The organism is Paraburkholderia sp. OAS925, from assembly GCF_040543975.1.
In the GTDB taxonomy this organism is placed as follows: domain Bacteria; phylum Pseudomonadota; class Gammaproteobacteria; order Burkholderiales; family Burkholderiaceae; genus Paraburkholderia; species Paraburkholderia graminis.
In genome coordinates this window covers 2,835,995-2,852,398 of the sequence record NZ_JBEUNO010000001.1, presented here as the reverse complement: position 1 = coordinate 2,852,398, position 16,404 = coordinate 2,835,995, and the positions used below count along the sequence as shown (strand labels likewise).

Annotated in this window: 12 protein-coding genes and 2 pseudogenes; 5 read left to right on the top strand and 9 right to left on the bottom strand. The window is 64.7% G+C overall.

The annotated features are described in order from the left end of the window. Positions 1 to 76 precede the first annotated feature (76 nt). Positions 77 to 1,385, bottom strand: a pseudogene (gene lplT / locus ABIE53_RS12380) (lysophospholipid transporter LplT). Positions 1,386 to 1,603: 218 nt separating this feature from the next. On the opposite strand from lplT, the gene alr reads away from it, so the two are divergent. The 3 genes from alr (at position 1,604) to ABIE53_RS12365 (ending at position 4,547) form a co-directional block, all read left to right on the top strand. Next, the gene (gene alr, locus ABIE53_RS12375) at positions 1,604 to 2,674 is read left to right on the top strand and encodes an alanine racemase (protein ID WP_006052999.1); all 1,071 of its coding nucleotides are present in this window, start codon (positions 1,604 to 1,606) and stop codon (positions 2,672 to 2,674) included. 62 nt (positions 2,675 to 2,736) lie between these two features. Continuing rightward, positions 2,737 to 4,113 (top strand): DNA repair protein RadA, encoded by a 1,377-nt coding sequence (radA, locus tag ABIE53_RS12370; RefSeq protein WP_006053000.1) that lies wholly within the window; start codon positions 2,737 to 2,739, stop codon positions 4,111 to 4,113. A 155-nt stretch (positions 4,114 to 4,268) separates the two neighbouring features. Beyond that, the gene (locus tag ABIE53_RS12365) at positions 4,269 to 4,547 is read left to right on the top strand and encodes a DUF2866 domain-containing protein (protein WP_006053001.1); all 279 of its coding nucleotides are present in this window, start codon (positions 4,269 to 4,271) and stop codon (positions 4,545 to 4,547) included. Between the two features lie 44 nt (positions 4,548 to 4,591). Here ABIE53_RS12365 and ABIE53_RS12360 read toward each other — a convergent pair whose 3' ends face one another. Beyond that, complete coding sequence (locus ABIE53_RS12360; RefSeq protein WP_053858277.1) at positions 4,592 to 5,734, bottom strand: CaiB/BaiF CoA transferase family protein; 1,143 nt, start codon at positions 5,732 to 5,734, stop codon at positions 4,592 to 4,594. 148 nt (positions 5,735 to 5,882) lie between these two features. Beyond that, complete coding sequence (locus ABIE53_RS12355) at positions 5,883 to 7,847, bottom strand: ATP-binding cassette domain-containing protein (RefSeq protein ID WP_107706677.1); 1,965 nt, start codon at positions 7,845 to 7,847, stop codon at positions 5,883 to 5,885. A gap of 135 nt (positions 7,848 to 7,982) precedes the next feature. On the opposite strand from ABIE53_RS12355, the gene ABIE53_RS12350 reads away from it, so the two are divergent. After that, positions 7,983 to 8,462, top strand: coding sequence for a glutathione peroxidase (locus ABIE53_RS12350; protein WP_029970836.1), 480 nt, complete (start codon positions 7,983 to 7,985; stop codon positions 8,460 to 8,462). Positions 8,463 to 8,485: 23 nt separating this feature from the next. Here ABIE53_RS12350 and cls read toward each other — a convergent pair whose 3' ends face one another. The 6 genes and pseudogenes from cls to dapC all read right to left on the bottom strand — a co-directional run bounded on the left by cls (position 8,486) and on the right by dapC (position 14,947). Beyond that, the gene (gene cls, locus ABIE53_RS12345) at positions 8,486 to 9,967 is read right to left on the bottom strand and encodes a cardiolipin synthase (protein WP_006053005.1); all 1,482 of its coding nucleotides are present in this window, start codon (positions 9,965 to 9,967) and stop codon (positions 8,486 to 8,488) included. Between the two features lie 281 nt (positions 9,968 to 10,248). After that, complete coding sequence (prmB, locus tag ABIE53_RS12340; RefSeq protein ID WP_107706678.1) at positions 10,249 to 11,133, bottom strand: 50S ribosomal protein L3 N(5)-glutamine methyltransferase; 885 nt, start codon at positions 11,131 to 11,133, stop codon at positions 10,249 to 10,251. A gap of 38 nt (positions 11,134 to 11,171) precedes the next feature. Continuing rightward, positions 11,172 to 12,311, bottom strand: a complete 1,140-nt coding sequence (gene dapE, locus ABIE53_RS12335) for a succinyl-diaminopimelate desuccinylase (protein WP_107706679.1) — start codon at positions 12,309 to 12,311, stop codon at positions 11,172 to 11,174. A gap of 117 nt (positions 12,312 to 12,428) precedes the next feature. Next, positions 12,429 to 12,794, bottom strand: coding sequence for an ArsC family reductase (locus tag ABIE53_RS12330; protein WP_006053008.1), 366 nt, complete (start codon positions 12,792 to 12,794; stop codon positions 12,429 to 12,431). Beyond that, the gene (gene dapD, locus ABIE53_RS12325) at positions 12,794 to 13,621 is read right to left on the bottom strand and encodes a 2,3,4,5-tetrahydropyridine-2,6-dicarboxylate N-succinyltransferase (protein WP_053858274.1); all 828 of its coding nucleotides are present in this window, start codon (positions 13,619 to 13,621) and stop codon (positions 12,794 to 12,796) included. Before dapD ends, ABIE53_RS12330 begins: the two co-directional genes overlap by 1 nt. Positions 13,622 to 13,728: 107 nt before the next feature. Next, a pseudogene (gene dapC, locus ABIE53_RS12320) lies at positions 13,729 to 14,947 on the bottom strand (succinyldiaminopimelate transaminase). Positions 14,948 to 15,375: 428 nt separating this feature from the next. On the opposite strand from dapC, the gene ABIE53_RS12315 reads away from it, so the two are divergent. Continuing rightward, positions 15,376 to 16,401, top strand: a complete 1,026-nt coding sequence (locus ABIE53_RS12315) for a DMT family transporter (RefSeq protein ID WP_107706682.1) — start codon at positions 15,376 to 15,378, stop codon at positions 16,399 to 16,401. The last annotated feature ends 3 nt before the right edge of the window (positions 16,402 to 16,404 follow it).

Below are 16,404 nucleotides of genomic sequence, written 5' to 3'. Positions count from 1 at the left end.
GCGGACTGGCACAGCAGCGTAAAGCCGCGGAGACGGTTGACGGTGGGCGGCCCGACAACCGGGCCGCGCGCGTGGTTCAGTGCTTGACTTCGCCGATCAGCGCGACCGAGTCGAACGCGCGCTGATTCGCCTGGTGACGTCGCATGACGAGCCACATCATCACGCAGACGAAGGTGCCGAACAGCACGATCACCGCCGCGACGGGCACGTCGAGCCAGACGAGCACCGCGTACAGGCACAGCATGACGAGCACGGAGAGATTTTCGTTGAAGTTCTGCACGGCGATGGAATGGCCGGCCGACAGCAGCACGTGGCCGCGATGCTGGAGCAGCGCATTCATCGGCACGACAAAGAAGCCCGACAGGCCGCCCACGATCATCAGGAAAATTGTACGCGAAGATCAGATAGCCGGGCACATGCATGCGGCCGAAGTACAGCCCCCAGTGAGCGGGGAACAGATGCCGCGTGTAGAACGCCATCAGCATCACGGCAATGCCCATCATGATGCCGACCGGCAGCACCGACAGCGACTTTTTGAGCGGCACGCGCGAAGCCGCGAAGATCGCGCCGGCCGCGACGCCGACGGCCACCACGGCCTGCAAAATCGCGGCTTCGGAGAGCGACATGCCGAGCGACACTTCCGCCCACTTCAGCACGATGAATTGCAGCGTCGCGCCTGCGCCCCAGAAGAGCGTGGTGACGGCCAGCGAGATTTGCCCGAGCTTGTCGCGCCACAGCACGACGAAGCAGTCGGCGAAATCGGTCACGAGCTTGATCGGACCGTGCTGCTGCTTCGGATAGCGCGCGCCGGTATCGGGAATGCGCAGATTGAAGAGCGCCGCGATCACATAGATCACCATGATCACGAGCATCGCCGCTTCGGCGGGCGTGTTCACTGTGGGAATGTGGTGCCGCAGAATGGGCGCCGCGATATGCGGACTGATCAGCGCGCCGCCGAGCACGGTGCCGAGAATGATCGAGCCGACCGTGGTGCCTTCAATCCAGCCATTGGCGGCAACCAGGCGGTCAGGCGGCAGCAGTTCCGTGAGAATGCCGTATTTGGCCGGCGAATACGCCGCCGCGCCGAAACCGACAATACCGTAGGCAATAAGCGGATGCGCGCCGACCAGCATCGTGATGCAGCCGAGCACCTTGATCGTGTTCGTGATGAACATCACGCGTCCTTTCGGACGGGAATCGGCGAAGGCGCCCACGAAGGCGGCAAGAACGACGTACGACAGCACAAAGAACAGCTTGAGCAGCGGCGTCATCCAGTTCGGAGCGTGAAGATCTTTCAGCAGTGCGATAGCGGCGATCAGAAGCGCATTGTCGGCCAGCGACGAAAAAAACTGCGCGGCCATGATGGTGTAAAAACCTTTTTTCATCTGATGCGATGCTGTCCTCGCTGCGGTCTGTCCGCCCCGGCCGTTTGTTATGCGTCCGGGCTTATGCCGTTCGAAATGGGTTGTGCGCACGGCTTTATATCATGAAAATAGCTGCATTCAGACTAGCAGAATCCTTGATCGCACCGCCCAGCGGGCTGCCGCGCGTTGAAAACGCCCTGTAAGCCGCTGATTCGCAAGCGTCTTTACGAAAATATTCCATGCCGCGCCCCCTCTCAGCCACGATTCACACGTCCGCCCTTGCCAATAACCTTGCCGTCGCGCGCCGCTATGCGCCTAAATCGAAGATCTGGGCGGTCGTCAAGGCCAACGCCTACGGGCACGGCCTCGCGCGCGCTTTTCCAGGTTTGCGGGCAACCGACGGCTTTGGGTTGCTGGACCTCGAAGAAGCCGTGAAGTTGCGTGAATTGGGCTGGGCCGGCCCGATTCTTTTGCTCGAAGGCTTTTTTCGTCCGACGGACATCGACGTCATCGACCGCTATAGCCTCACGACGGCGCTGCATTCGGACGAGCAGTTGCGCATGCTGGAAATGGCGCGGCTCTCCAAGCCCGTCAACATCCAGTTGAAGATGAACAGCGGCATGAACCGGCTCGGCTACACGCCGGAAAAATTCCGCGCGGCGTGGGAGCGGGCGCGCGCCTGCCAGGGCGTCGGCCAGATCACGCTAATGACCCATTTCTCCGACGCCGACAGCGAGCGCGGCGTGGCTCACCAGATGGAAGCGTTCGAGCGCGGCGCGCAAGGCATCGCCGGCGCGCGCAGCCTCGCTAATTCCGCTGCGACGCTGTGGCATCCGCAATCGCATTTCGACTGGGTGCGGCCGGGCATCATTCTGTACGGCGCGTCGCCTTCGGGCGTGTCCGCGGCGATCCAGGGCACGGGCTTGCAGCCGGCCATGACGCTCGCGTCGGAACTGATCGCCGTGCAAAACATCGCGGAAGGTCAGACCGTCGGCTACGGCTCGCTCTTCAAGGCGCGCGGGCCAATGCGCATCGGCGTGGTCGCGTGCGGCTATGCGGACGGCTATCCGCGGGTCGCGCCCGAAGGCACGCCGGTGATCGTGGACGGCGTGCGCACGCGGATCGTCGGACGCGTTTCGATGGACATGCTGACCGTCGACCTCACGCCGGTTCCCACGGCGAACGTCGGCTCGCGCGTCGAATTGTGGGGCGCGTCCTTGCCCATCGACGATGTGGCGCGCGCGTGCGGCACGATTGGTTATGAGCTGATGTGCGCGGTCGCGCCACGCGTTCCGGTGCGCGCGGAATGACGTAGGCAACGGCAAACAACAACCAAGCAACATTAGAACAACCGCAACTCGGGCAGGAACGCGTGGCAAAAGCAAAAACGTTGTACGTATGCAGTGAATGCGGCGGTCAATCGCCGAAATGGGCAGGACAATGCCCGTCATGCCAGGCCTGGAACACACTGGTCGAATCGGTTGCGGAAGCACCTTCCACGCATCGCTTCCAGTCGCTCGCGAAGAGCGCGCCGGTGCGGCGCCTCGCGGACATCGAAGCGTCCGACGTGCCGCGCTTCACCACCGGCGTCGGCGAATTCGACCGCGTGCTCGGCGGCGGTCTGGTGCCGGGCGGCGTGGTGTTGATCGGCGGCGATCCGGGCATCGGCAAATCGACGCTGTTGCTGCAGTCGCTCGCTGAAATTGCCGCCGACAAGCGCGCGCTCTACATCAGCGGCGAGGAATCGGCTGCGCAAATTGCGTTGCGCGCGCAACGATTGTCGCTGCTCGAACCGGGTTCGAAGGCGAGCGAGTTGCAATTGCTCGCCGAAATCCAGCTGGAAAAAATTCAGGCGACGATTGCCGACCAGCGGCCGGATGTCGCCGTCATCGATTCGATCCAGACCGTGTACTCGGACGCGCTCACGTCCGCGCCCGGTTCGGTCGCCCAGGTGCGCGAGTGCGCGGCGCAATTGACGCGCATCGCGAAGCAGTCGGGCACCACGATCATCATGGTCGGCCACGTCACGAAAGAGGGCGCGCTCGCGGGGCCGCGCGTGCTGGAACATATCGTCGATACGGTGCTGTACTTCGAGGGCGACACGCATTCGTCGTTTCGCCTCGTGCGCGCGATCAAGAACCGCTTCGGCGCGGTCAACGAGCTTGGCGTGTTCGCGATGACCGAGCGCGGTTTGCGCGGCGTCGCCAATCCGTCGGCGCTTTTTCTGTCCCAGCATGAACAGTCGGTGCCGGGCTCGTGCGTGCTGGTGACGCAGGAAGGCACGCGGCCGCTGCTGGTGGAAGTGCAGGCGCTGGTCGATTCCGCCAATGCGCCGAATCCGCGGCGTCTCGCCGTCGGCCTCGAACAGAATCGTCTCGCGATGCTGCTCGCGGTGCTGCATCGGCATGCGGGCATTGCCTGTTTCGATCAGGACGTGTTCCTGAACGCGGTGGGCGGCGTGAAGATCACGGAGCCCGCCGCTGACCTCGCGGTGCTGCTCGCGATTCATTCGTCGATGCGTAACAAGCCGTTGCCCAAAGGCCTCGTGGTGTTCGGCGAAGTCGGCCTCGCCGGCGAAATCCGGCCGTCGCCGCGTGGTCAGGAACGTCTGAAGGAAGCGGCCAAGCTCGGCTTTTCGGTGGCCGTGATTCCGAAGGCCAATGCGCCCAAGCAGCCGATAGAAGGCTTACAGGTCGTTGCGGTCGAGCGTATCGAACAGGCAATCGACCGGGTTCGTACGCTCGAGTAGACGGGCCTTTCGCCGCTGCCGCGACCGGGGCGCGCGCGGCGCTTGCCGTAATGCGCGGTAAATATCTCCAGGTTGGCTGTAACCAACAAGCCCTTCCTTTTTCCTTAAGCTGCCAGGGTATTGCATCCCTTCGATGCCGGAAAAAGGATCGCGCCTTGAAACAGTCACATGAAACCGTAGCCGAGCGGCCGATACAGGTGCGCGGTTGCCGGGTCTCCGCGCCCATTCAGCAACCGTGGGGCGGCGCTTGCCGGATTGTCGAGTGGATCGACCGGACCGGACAGATTTCACGCCGCGTGGTAGCGGGCGACGCCACCGCCGCCGACGTGCGCGCCACCATCAATCGCCACGTGGAAGGCCGCAAGCATCTGCTTTACGACGATGAAAAGACGCCGCGTCAGACGTTGCCGCGGCAGACGGTGGCGCGGCGGTAGTTGTCGGCGGCGTCCTCGGGTTGGGATGAGGAGCGAAGGGCGCTTTAGCCTTCGCTTTCCTTGTTGCGCTGACCGAACGCGTCGAGCTCGTGGTTCGGCTCATGCGCTTGATCCGCTTCCTGCGTTTCATACGCCCGCGGATCAAACAGCACATGCCGCGCCGCTTCCGCCGCCGTCAGTACAGGCGAGACGCAGCAATCCAGCGGCTCGAGCAGCGCGACCCATTCATCGAGTGCGCGCGAGCCGAACACGTCGGCAAGCTCCTGCGTGAGCGCGGCGGCGTCCGGTCCGCCAATCGCCTGACCCAGGCTCCAGTGACGCGTGGCCCACTCGGGGCGATCGAGCGCCATGCACAAGCTCTCCCAGAACTTCAGTTCGAGCGCGCCGACCGCGAGCCAGCGGCCGTCCAGCGTGCGGTAGAGGTTGTAGCAGGGCACGCCGCCGTTCAGCAGACCCGAACCCGCGCGTGTTTCTTCCGGCGCCTGTCGCGCTGCGCTTGCCGCCATGTTTCCCGCTGCGCTTGCCGCTATGTTTGCCGCGGCATTCTCATTGGCAAGCGCAACTTGCGCGACCACGTTATGCGCATGCGTGGCGTGTGTCATGGAAACGTCGACAAAGCGGCCCTCGCCGCCGCGCGACACCTGCCACAACGCGGCGAGAATCTGCGTGACCGCGCTAAGCGCGCCGCCAAGCAGATCGGCGATCTGAAAGTTGGGCACGATAGGCGTGCCGTCGCGACTCTGGAGTTGATCCAGCACACCCGCGTAGCCGATGTAGTTCAGGTCGTGCCCGGCGCGATCGGCGAATGGTCCGCGTGCGCCGTAGCCGCTAATCGCGCAGTACACCAACCGTGGATTGGCCGCGCGCAGCGTCGCGTAGCCGACGCCGAGCCGGTCCATCACCCCCGGCCGGAAGCTTTCGATCAGCACGTCCGCCTCGGACGCGAGCGCGCGCAGCACATTGCGTCCCGCTTCGGATTTGAGGTCGAGACGCGTCTCGCGCTTGCCGCGATTGACGAGCCGGTAGAACGCGCCGGGCCGCCCGGCTACGCGGTCGCTCGACGACTGCATCATCGTGCGGGTAGGGTCGCCGGCGCCGGGCGCTTCGATCTTCAGGACGTCGGCGCCGAGTTCCGCAAGCCGCAAAGCGGCAACGGGGCCGGGGAGCAGGCGCGTGAGGTCGAGCACGCGCAGGCCCTTTAGAGGCGGTGGCGCGGCGTCGGCCGGCGCGGACTCGCCGAAAGACGAAGCAGATGCAGCAGATGCAGCGGAAGACGTCGCAGATGACAAAGCCAACCTCTCGTCGATGCCGGCGCGGATCGCAGCGAGCGTTCCGCTAACCGATTTGTTCGAGTTCCTCGTGTGTCTCGAGCCACTCGGCTTCGAGCGCCTCGAGGCGTGCGTTCACATCTGCCTGACGGCGGATCGCGTCCGTCAGCTTGCTCTTCTGAGCGGGCTCGTAACTGGCCGGATCGGCGACGAACGCGTCGAGCGTCGCCTTCTCCGCGTTGAGCGCGTCCATTTCCTTCTCGATCTTCGTGATGCGGCTTTGCAGCGGCTTTTTCAGATGCGCGAGCTTCTGACGCGTTTCTGCTTCGAGCCTGCGTTGCTCCTTGCGATTCACGCCGCCGTCAGCGCCGTTGTCGGTGCCGTTCGAGCCACCATTGGACGCGCCGTTCGCCGCATTCCCCGCCTTCAACGCCGCGCGCTGCTCCGCTGCGTGCTGCAAGAGCCAGTCGCGGTAATCGTCGAGATCGCCGTCGAATTCCTGCAGACGGTGCTTCGCGACCAGCATGAACTGATCGGTCGTGGCGCGCAGCAAATGCCGGTCGTGCGAGACGAGAATGAGCGTGCCTTCGAACTGCGCGAGCGCCATCGTCAACGCATGCCGCGTCTCCAGATCCAGGTGATTGGTCGGCTCGTCGAGCAGGAGCAGGTTCGGCTTTTGCCAGATGATCAGCGCAAGCGCGAGCCGCGCCTTTTCGCCACCGGAGAAGGGCGCGATTTTCGACGTCGCCATTTCGCCGGAAAAATTGAAGCTGCCGAGGAAGTCGCGCAATTCCTGTTCGCGTGTGTCGGGCGCGAGACGCGCGAGGTGCTGCAACGGCGTGTCGTCGGCACGCAGCGTTTCGAGCTGATGCTGCGCGAAATAGCCGATGCGCAAACCCTTGCCTTCGCGCACATGCCCGCCGAGCGGCGCAAGCGTGCCGGCCAGCGTCTTGATCAGCGTGGACTTGCCCTGGCCGTTCGCGCCGAGCAGGCCGATGCGCTGACCGTTCTGGATAGACAGCATCACACGCTCGACGACCGGAATCTCCGCGCCGTCCTCGCTGTGGTAGCCGCAGCGCACGTCTTCCATCACCATCATCGGATTCGGCGCGGAATCGGGCGTGCGGAATTCGAACGTGAACGGCGACGTGGCGTGCGCCGGCGCGATCAGTTCCATCTTTTCCAGCGCCTTCACGCGGCTTTGCGCCTGGCGCGCCTTGGTGGCCTGCGCCTTGAAACGGTTGATGTAGCTCTGCAGATGCGCGACCGTGCGCTGCTGCTTCTCGTACGCATTCTGTTGCAGCGCGATCTGCTGCGCGCGCAGCACTTCGAATTGCGAGTAGTTGCCGCCGTAACGCTTGATCTGCTGCTGTTCGAGATGCAGCGTGACGTTGCAGACGGAGTCGAGAAATTCGCGGTCGTGCGAGATCACGATCAGCGTGCCCGGATAGCGATGCAGCCACTCCTCGAGCCAGACGATTGCGTCGAGGTCCAGGTGGTTGGTCGGTTCGTCGAGCAGCAGCAAGTCCGAGCGGCACATCAGCGCCTGCGCGAGATTCAGGCGCATGCGCCAGCCGCCCGAGAAGCTGCTGACCGGCTCGCGGGTCTGCTCGAGCGTGAAGCCGAGACCGAGCAGCAAGGCTTCGGCGCGCGCGGGCGCCGTGTAGCCGTCGGCGTCCGCAAAGGCGGCGTGGGCTTCGGCTTCGGCCGCGCCGTCGTGCGCGGCGGAGGCGGCGGCAATGCGTGCTTCGATCGCGCGCAACGCGGCGTCGCCGTCGAGCGTATAGGCGAGCGCGGTCTTGTCGGCAGCGGGCGTTTCCTGCGCGACGTGCGCGATCTGCCACGTGGGCGGGATCGAAAAATCGCCGCCGTCCGCGTGCAGTTCGCCGAGCAGCACGGCAAACAGCGTCGACTTGCCCGCGCCGTTTGCGCCCACGAGGCCGGCCTTTTCGCCGGGATTGAGCGTGAACGTGGTGTTGTCGAAGAGCGGCTTGGTGCCGCGCGCGAGGCTGAACTGGTTAAAGCGGATCACGAAAAGGCCGGCTGAAGAAAAACGCTATTTTAGACTGCCGGGGATGACACCGGGACCTTAGCCGGCATCGGCCATTCGGCCGACTGTATCGGCCGCGCTTTTGACATAGACTGACGGCTTTCGTGGGGAGAGCATATGACATCGATTTATTCTTTTACGGCCCGCACGCTAGGCGGCGAGGAAGTGAGCCTCGCGCAGTACGAAGGCAAAGTGCTGCTGATCGTCAATACGGCGAGCGAATGCGGGTTCACGCCGCAATACGCGGGCTTGCAGAAGCTCTATGACGGCTACGCGGCGCGCGGGCTCACGGTGCTGGGCTTTCCATGCAATCAGTTCGGCAAGCAGGAGCCGGGCGACGCCGCGCAGATCGGCAGCTTCTGCGAGAAGAACTACGGCGTGACGTTCCCGATGTTCGACAAGATCGACGTGAACGGCGCGAATGCGCATCCGCTGTTCCGTTATCTGACGGGCGAAGCGCCGGGGCTGCTCGGCCTGGAAGGCATCAAGTGGAATTTCACGAAGTTTCTGATCGGCCGCGACGGCAACGTGGTCAAGCGCTATGCGCCGCTGACCAAGCCGGAGACGATTACCGAGGACATCGAAAAGCTGCTGTGAAACCGGCGGCACGTGGCGGGGCTTTACAGGATCGGCGAGAACAGCCGGGCCACGTGCATGAGTACGCGCCGCACCGCGCTTGCCTGACGATACTCGTTGCGGTCGATCTCGCGCGATTGCGCGAAGTCGTCGAGCAGCATGGCTTCGACTTCTTTCGCGAATGACTGATCGACGGTCACGACCATGATCTCGAAGTTGAGCCGGAACGAACGGTTGTCGAGGTTGGCGCTGCCCACCGCGGCGGCCACGGTGTCGATCAGCACGACCTTCTGGTGCAGAAAGCCGGGTTGATAACGAAAGATGCGGATGCCCGCGCGCAGCGAATCGTACGCGTACAGCTTCGACGCTTCGAACACCACGACGTGATCGCGCCGGCTCGGAATCATGATGCGCACGTCGACGCCGCGCAGCGCGGCGAGCCGCAATGCGGAGAACACGGCTTCGTCGGGAATGAGGTAGGGCGTCGTGATCCAGATGCGCTCGCGCGCCGCGTTGATCGCTTCGACGAAAAACAGCGAGCAGGTTTCCTGCTTGTCGGCGGGGCCGCTCGGCACAACCAGGCAGTGCATGTCGTGGTTGGCGGCGGGCGTTGAGCTTGCGGGGAGCGACGCGTTCGTGGAGTCCACCGGCATCGGCGGCACATCGAGTTGCGGCAATTGCTGCGTGGCCCAGTACCAGTCCTCGGTGAACACGAACTGGATGCTCGCGACCGCCGGCCCGCGCACTTCGATATGCGTGTCGCGCCACGGCGAAAGCGGCGGCTTCGCGCCCAGATACTCGACGCCGACATTGTGTCCGCCGACAAACGCGCGCTCGCCGTCGACGGAAACGATTTTGCGGTGATTGCGGAAGTTCAGTTGCAGCCGGTTGACGAACAGGCGATTGGTCGCGAACGGATGCGTGTCCACGCCGCCCGCGCGCAACGACGCGACGTAACGATGAGGCAGATCGAAGCTGCCGATGCTGTCGTAGAGGAAATAGACGCGCACGCCCTGGCGCGCTTTCGCGATCAATGCTTCCTTGAACATCTCGCCGAGCGCGTCTTCACGGACGATGAAGAACTGCACGATGATGTAGTGACGCGCGTGCTCGATGGCATCGAAAATGGCCTCGAAAGTCGCCGTGCCGTTCACCAGCGTACGCACGGCATTGCCCGGCAGAAACGGCATGCCGCCCAGGCGCGTCAGCGAGTGCACGAGCCTGCCTCCCAGCGCATGCGCGGGCAGTTCGACCGACGAAGCCAGCTTGTCCCACTGCGGAGGATGCGCGTGCGTGCGCAACAGTTCGTTCTCGACGCGGCGGGCGTCGGCATAGCCGGCGAACTTGCTGCGCCCGAGGAACAGGTAAGGGACGAGTGTCAGATACGGCATCGCGACCAGCGACACGGCCCACGCGATCGCGCCTTGCGACGTGCGGGTATTGAGAATCGCGTGACACGCCGCGACCGCGCCGAGTATGTGCGCGAGGGCCACCAGCGTGCCGACGTGAAGCAGGTCGAATTGCATAGGCGAGCGAAGGGTTGAGCGAAATGCCGTGCCGGGGCGTCGGAGGAACGCGGGCAACGGCGCTCATCTTACCGAACGCGAGGCGGTTGGGGTGAGGGCGGGGTTTGTGTGGGGCGACGGCGGGGGCGGGCTTAGAGCTTCCGTGGACGGCGCGTGCGCGCGGCGGCGCGCGTGCTGGCTGGCTTCGGCGGGCAGCCCAGCAAAAGCGGCAAGCCAACGTCGACCGGCGCGCAGGCGCCTCTCGCCCACACACCGCTCGGCGCTAAAACATCGTCACAACATCAGAGAGGCAGATCCGCGGCCTGAATCAGGAACACGTTGTCGTCGCCGGCGCTCGTCGACAGCCAGACGAGGTTCAGGCCGCCGAACGCCGCTTCCACATGCTGACGCTCGTTGCCGATCTCGATCACGAGCACGCCGTCTTCGGTCAGCCAGTTGCGTGCGTCCGCAATGATTCGCCGCACGATGTCCATACCGTCCGCGCCGCCCGCAAGCGCCATTTCCGGCTCGTGCTTGTACTCGGCGGGCAGTTCCTGCATCGACGCCGCGTTCACATACGGCGGATTGCTGATGATCACGTCGTAGCGGCGCTGCGCGAGCGGCGCATAAAGATCGCCTTCGAAGAGCGCGATGCGGTCGTCGAGCTTGTAGTCGGCCACGTTGCGCGCGGCGACTTCGAGGGCCGGCGCGGACAGGTCCACCGCGTCGATGTCGGCATTCGGAAACGCGTGCGCCGCGAGAATCGCGAGACACCCGGAACCCGTGCACAGTTCGAGCACGGCGCTCACCTGCTCGGGATCTTCCACATACGGTTGCAGGCCGTCCTGCAGCAGCTCGCCGATAAACGAACGCGGCACGATCACGCGCTCGTCGACGTAAAAGCGAAAGCCGTGCATCCACGCTTCCTGCGTGATGTACGCGGCCGGCACGCGCTCGCTGGCGCGGCGCTCGATCACGTTGAGCACGGCGTCGATTTCGGCTGCCGAGAGACGCGCGTCCATGAACGGCTCGAGCAGGTCGAGCGGCAGATGCAGCGTGTGCAGCACCAGGTAGGCGGCTTCGTCGTAGGCGTTGGCCGAGCCGTGGCCGAACGACAGCCCGGCCTGGTTGAAGCGCGACACCGCGAAACGCAGCAGGTCGCGGACGGTGGAAAAGGGCAGCGTCATCGCAATAGTCCTTGAATGTCCCTCGTATGTGCCGAGGGTTAAGCGATCAGTTGTTCGAGCACGCGGCGATACACGTTCTTGAGCGGCTCGATGTGGGCAACTTCGATATGTTCGTCGATCTTGTGGATGCTGGCGTTCAGCGGGCCGAACTCGACCACCTGTTGGCAGATGCGCGCGATGAAGCGGCCGTCCGACGTGCCGCCCGTGGTCGACAGTTCGGTGCTCACGCCGGTTTCGTCCTTGATCGCTTTCGCCAGCGCGCTCGACAGTTCGCCGTGCGGCGTGAGAAACGGCAGGCCGCTGACCGTCCATTGCAGATCGTATTCGAGGCCGTGCCGGTCGAGGATCGCGTGGACACGCTGCTGCAATCCTTCGACCGTGCTGGCCGTCGAGAAGCGGAAGTTGAACATGATGTCGGCGTGGCCGGGAATCACGTTGGTGGCGCCCGTGCCGCTATGAATGTTCGACACTTGCCAGGTGGTGGGCGGGAAGTACTGGTTGCCGTCGTCCCAGCGTTCGGCGACGAGATCGGCCAGCGCGGGCGCGAGCAGATGGACCGGGTTTTTCGCCAGGTGCGGATACGCGATATGGCCTTGCACGCCCTTGACGACGAGTTTGCCCGACATCGAGCCGCGCCGGCCGTTCTTTACCGTGTCGCCGAACTGCGCGCTCGAAGTCGGTTCGCCGACGATGCAGTAGTCCATGCGTTCGCCGCGCGCCTGCAGCGCTTCGACCACTTTGACGGTGCCGTCGGTGGCGGGGCCTTCTTCGTCGCTCGTGATCAGGAACGCGATCGAGCCGCGATGCTGAGGATGCGCCGCGACGAATTCCTCGCTCGCCACCACGAAGCCGGCGATCGACGTTTTCATGTCGGCTGCGCCCCGGCCGTACAGCTTGCCGTCGCGATGCGTCGGTTGGAACGGCGCCGATTGCCATTGATCGAGCGGGCCGGTGGGCACCACGTCCGTATGACCGGCAAACGCGAGCAGCTTGCCCGCCCGGCCGTCGACGCCGCGTTTCACGGCCCACAGATTCGTCACGCCGTTCGATTCGATGGTTTCGTGCTCGAAGCCGAGCGCGGACAGGCGCTCGATCAGAAGGCGCTGGCAATGCTGGTCGTCGGGCGTGACGGAGGCGCGCGCGATCAGTTGTTCGGTAAGGGCGAGGGTGCCGGACATGGATTCAGTACAAGCCACTTGGAAATGAAAAAATGCCGGCTGGCGGTGAAGCACCGCAGCCGGCAACAGCTTTGACGCAACGCGGCGGACCGCGTTTTTAGATAAACAACGCTACGCTTACGCAAACAACGCCGCGTATTCGTCGGCGGAAAAACCGAGCGACTTGACGCGGCCGTTGACCACCAGCACCGGCCGCTTGATCACCGACGGCTTGTGGATCATCAACGCGATCGCGCCCGGCTGCGTGTCGGCAGCGGCCTTCATGTCGTCGGACAGGCCGCGCCATGTGGTGCCGCGACGGTTCAGCAGCGCGTCGAGCTTCACGTCTTTCAGCCAGTCCTGCACGAGCGGCTCGGTCACGCCGGCCTTCTTGAAGTCGTGAAACTCGAACTCGACGCCGTGCTCCTCGAGCCACACGCGCGCTTTCTTCACCGTGTCGCAATTCGGAATACCGTAGACGACAGTTTTTGTGCCGCGCGCCATCAGTCGCCTCGCAGAAGCTCGTTCAGGCCGACCTTCGCGCGTGTCTTCGCGTCGACCTTCTTGACGATCACGGCGCAGTAGAGGCTATGCGAACCGTCCTTCGACGGCAGATTGCCCGCCACCACGACCGAACCCGCCGGAATGCGGCCATACGACACTTCGCCGGTTTCGCGGTCGTAAATCTTGGTGCTCTGGCCGAGGTACACGCCCATCGAAATGACCGAGTTTTCCTCGACGATCACGCCTTCCACCACTTCCGAGCGCGCGCCGATAAAGCAGTTGTCCTCGATGATGACCGGGTTCGCCTGCAGCGGCTCCAGCACGCCGCCGATGCCCACGCCGCCCGACAGGTGCACGTTCTTGCCGATCTGCGCGCACGAACCGACGGTGGCCCACGTATCGACCATCGAGCCTTCGTCGACGTAAGCGCCGATGTTGGTGTACGACGGCATCAGCACGACGTTTTTCGCGATGAACGAGCCGCGGCGCGCGATGGCGGGCGGCACGACACGAAAGCCGCCGGCCGCGAAGTCTTCAGCGGTGTAGTTCGCGAACTTCGACGGCACCTTGTCGTAGAACTGGCTGTAGCCGCCGGCCGGCATCGGCGCATTGTCTTCCAGGCGGAACGACAGCAGCACGGCTTTCTTCAGCCATTGATTGACGACCCAGTCGCCGTCTTTCTTCTCGGCGACGCGCAGCGCGCCCTTATCGAGTTGCTCGATGGCGTGGGCGACGGCTTCGCGCACGTCGGCCGGAGCGGCCTTGGGCGACAGCTCGGCGCGGTTGTCCCAGGCGGTGTCGATGATCTGCTGAAGTTGTTGCGACATATGCGTGCTTTATGAAGAGTTGAAGTCTGAAGAAGGGAGGCGGTGTGCAGTGTTCGCGCAAAGCCGGCAGCGCAAAGCCGGCAAGCGCAAACGCGGCAGCACGACAGTCAGCCCGCGAGCCCGCGGCAAAAATCGACGATTCGTTGCGCACCCTGCGTGCATTCGTCGACGTCGGCGACGAGCGCCATGCGCACGAAATTGCGGCCTGGGTTCACGCCGTGCGCGGTGCGCGCGAGGAACGAACCCGGCAGAACGGTCACATTATAGTCGGCGTAAAGACGCTGGGCGAACTCGGTATCGGAGAGGCCGGTGCGCGAGACGTCGGCCCACAGATAGAACGCGGCGTCCGGCAGACGCACGTCGAGCACCTCGGCGAGCATCGGCGTGACCGTCGAAAATTTCTGCACGTATTTCGCGCGGTTCTCGCGCACATGCGCCTCGTCGTTCCAGGCCGCGATGCTGGCGCTCTGATACACGGTCGACAACGCCGCGCCGTGGTACGTGCGGTACAGCAGGAAGTCCTTGAGGATGGCGGCGTCGCCCGCGACGAAACCCGAGCGCATGCCCGGCACGTTCGAGCGCTTCGAGAGGCTCGACAGCATCACGAGCCGATCGTAGCCGCGGCCCAGTTTGTGCGCGGCTTCGAGGCCGCCGAGCGGTGGGTTGGCTTCGTCGAAGTAGATTTCGGAGTAGCACTCGTCGGAGGCGATCACGAAGCCGTGACGGTCCGACAGCGCGAAGAGTTCACGCCAGTCTTCGAGCGTCAGCACAGCGCCCGTCGGATTGCCGGGTGAGCACACGTACAGCAACTGCGTGCGGGCCCAGATCGCTTCGGGCACCGCCGAGTAATCGCACGCGAAGTTGCGCGCCGGGTCGCTGTTCACGAAGTACGGCTCGGCGCCCGCGAGGATCGCGGCGCCTTCGTAGATTTGGTAGAACGGGTTGGGACAGAGTACGATCGCAGGCTCGCCTTCTGCATTACGCTTCGGGTCGATGACCGTTTGCGCGAGCGCGAACAGCGCCTCGCGCGAGCCCGACACCGGCAGCACCTCAGTCGCGGGATCGACGGGCGGCAGACTGTAGCGCTGCGTGACCCAGGTCGCGATCGACTCGCGCAACGGCGCCGAGCCGAGCGTCGCCGGATACGCGGACAGACCGCCGAGCGATGCGATCACCGCGTCGCGTATCAGCGCGGGCGTCGGATGCTTGGGCTCGCCAATGCCGAAGCTGATATGCGCGAGGCCGGCGGCCGGCGTGACGTCCTTGAAAAAGCGCGCGCAGCTTTTCGAACGGATAGGGCTGAAGGGAGTCGAGTAGCGGATTCACTGGGCGGATCGGGCCTGATCGAAGAAAGCGCGGAAAGAGGTGCGACGGCGCATGCGCCTCCGCTGGTGTCCTGTCGAGCCGCGCTAAGTGGCGGCGGGACGGCGGCGGCGAGCAGGGAATTATAGCGTGGCGTGGGGCGGGCTTGGGCCTGGCGCGGCGCGGACGGCGCGGGCCGTAACGCGAGCAGCAACGCAAACAACGACGAGCAGCAATACAAGCAGCAACACAAGCAACAAGACACGCAGCAACACGAACAGCAACACCGCAGGAGCAGCAATGTACGCAGGAGCCGGGCAGACATCCAGGCAATGCAGCCGTGAAAACACCGCTGCTTACCACACCAGCAACAGCAGTAACGCGAGCAAAACCAGCAACACCAGCAACGCCGTCGAGCGAATCGCCGCCACGCTCTCGCGGAGCCCGTCGCCATGACGAACTGGCTGCGCACAGGCTGGCCGACGCTCGCGATCATGCTGGGCGCGTCGGTGTGGGGCGTGATCTGGTATCCGTTGCGGATGCTGGCGTCGCTCGGCGTTACGGGCACGGCGGCGAGCGCGCTGACGAGCGGCGCGGGTTGCCTGTTCGTGCTGCTCGTGCGTCATCGGGCCATCCGGACCGTGCGCTGGCACTGGCTGCTGCCGGCGCTTGCGCTCGCCGCGGGCATCACGAATCTCGGCTTCGTGTGGGGCTCGATCCACGGCCAGGTGATGCGCGTGCTGCTGCTCTTCTATCTGACGCCCGCGTGGACCGCGCTGTTCGCGCATTTCATCCTGCATGAGCGCCTGACCTGGCCGGGCGCGGGTCTCGCCGCGCTGTCGCTCGTCGGCGCGATGACGATGCTATGGTCGCCGCAGCTCGGCATTCCGCTGCCGGGCAACCTCGCCGAATGGGCGGGCCTCGCGGGCGGCATGGGCTTCGCGATGAGCAACGTCCTGATCCTCAAGACAAGCCGCGTGTTGCCGCAGATGAAACCGGAGATGCGCACCGCGACCATCTTCGGCGGCGCGGCGATTTTCGGCGCGTGCGCGTCGCTGTTCGAAGCGATGCCCTCGCCGCCGACGGGCGCGCATCTCGGCACCGCGGCGTGGCTCGTGCTGGGGCTCGGTTTCCTGCTGGCGTCGAACAACATGCTGGTGCAGTACGGGCTCTCGCGCGTGCCGGCCAACCGGGCGTCGATCATCATGCTGTTCGAACTGGTAGTGACGGCGCTCTCCGCATGGCTCTTCGCCGGCGAAACGCCCGGCCCGCGCGAATGGGCGGGCGGCGCGTGCATCGTGCTGGCGTCGGCGCTGTCGAGCTGGATGCATCGCCCGAAGGCCATGCCGCCCGATCCCGCCAATCAGGACACTGGCGACGCCGCCGCGGCCGACCGCGACGACAAGGACGACAACAAGCACGACAGCGCGGGCGAACAGTCTAACGACCGCAAGAACCGCCGACGCGCGATGGTATGATTG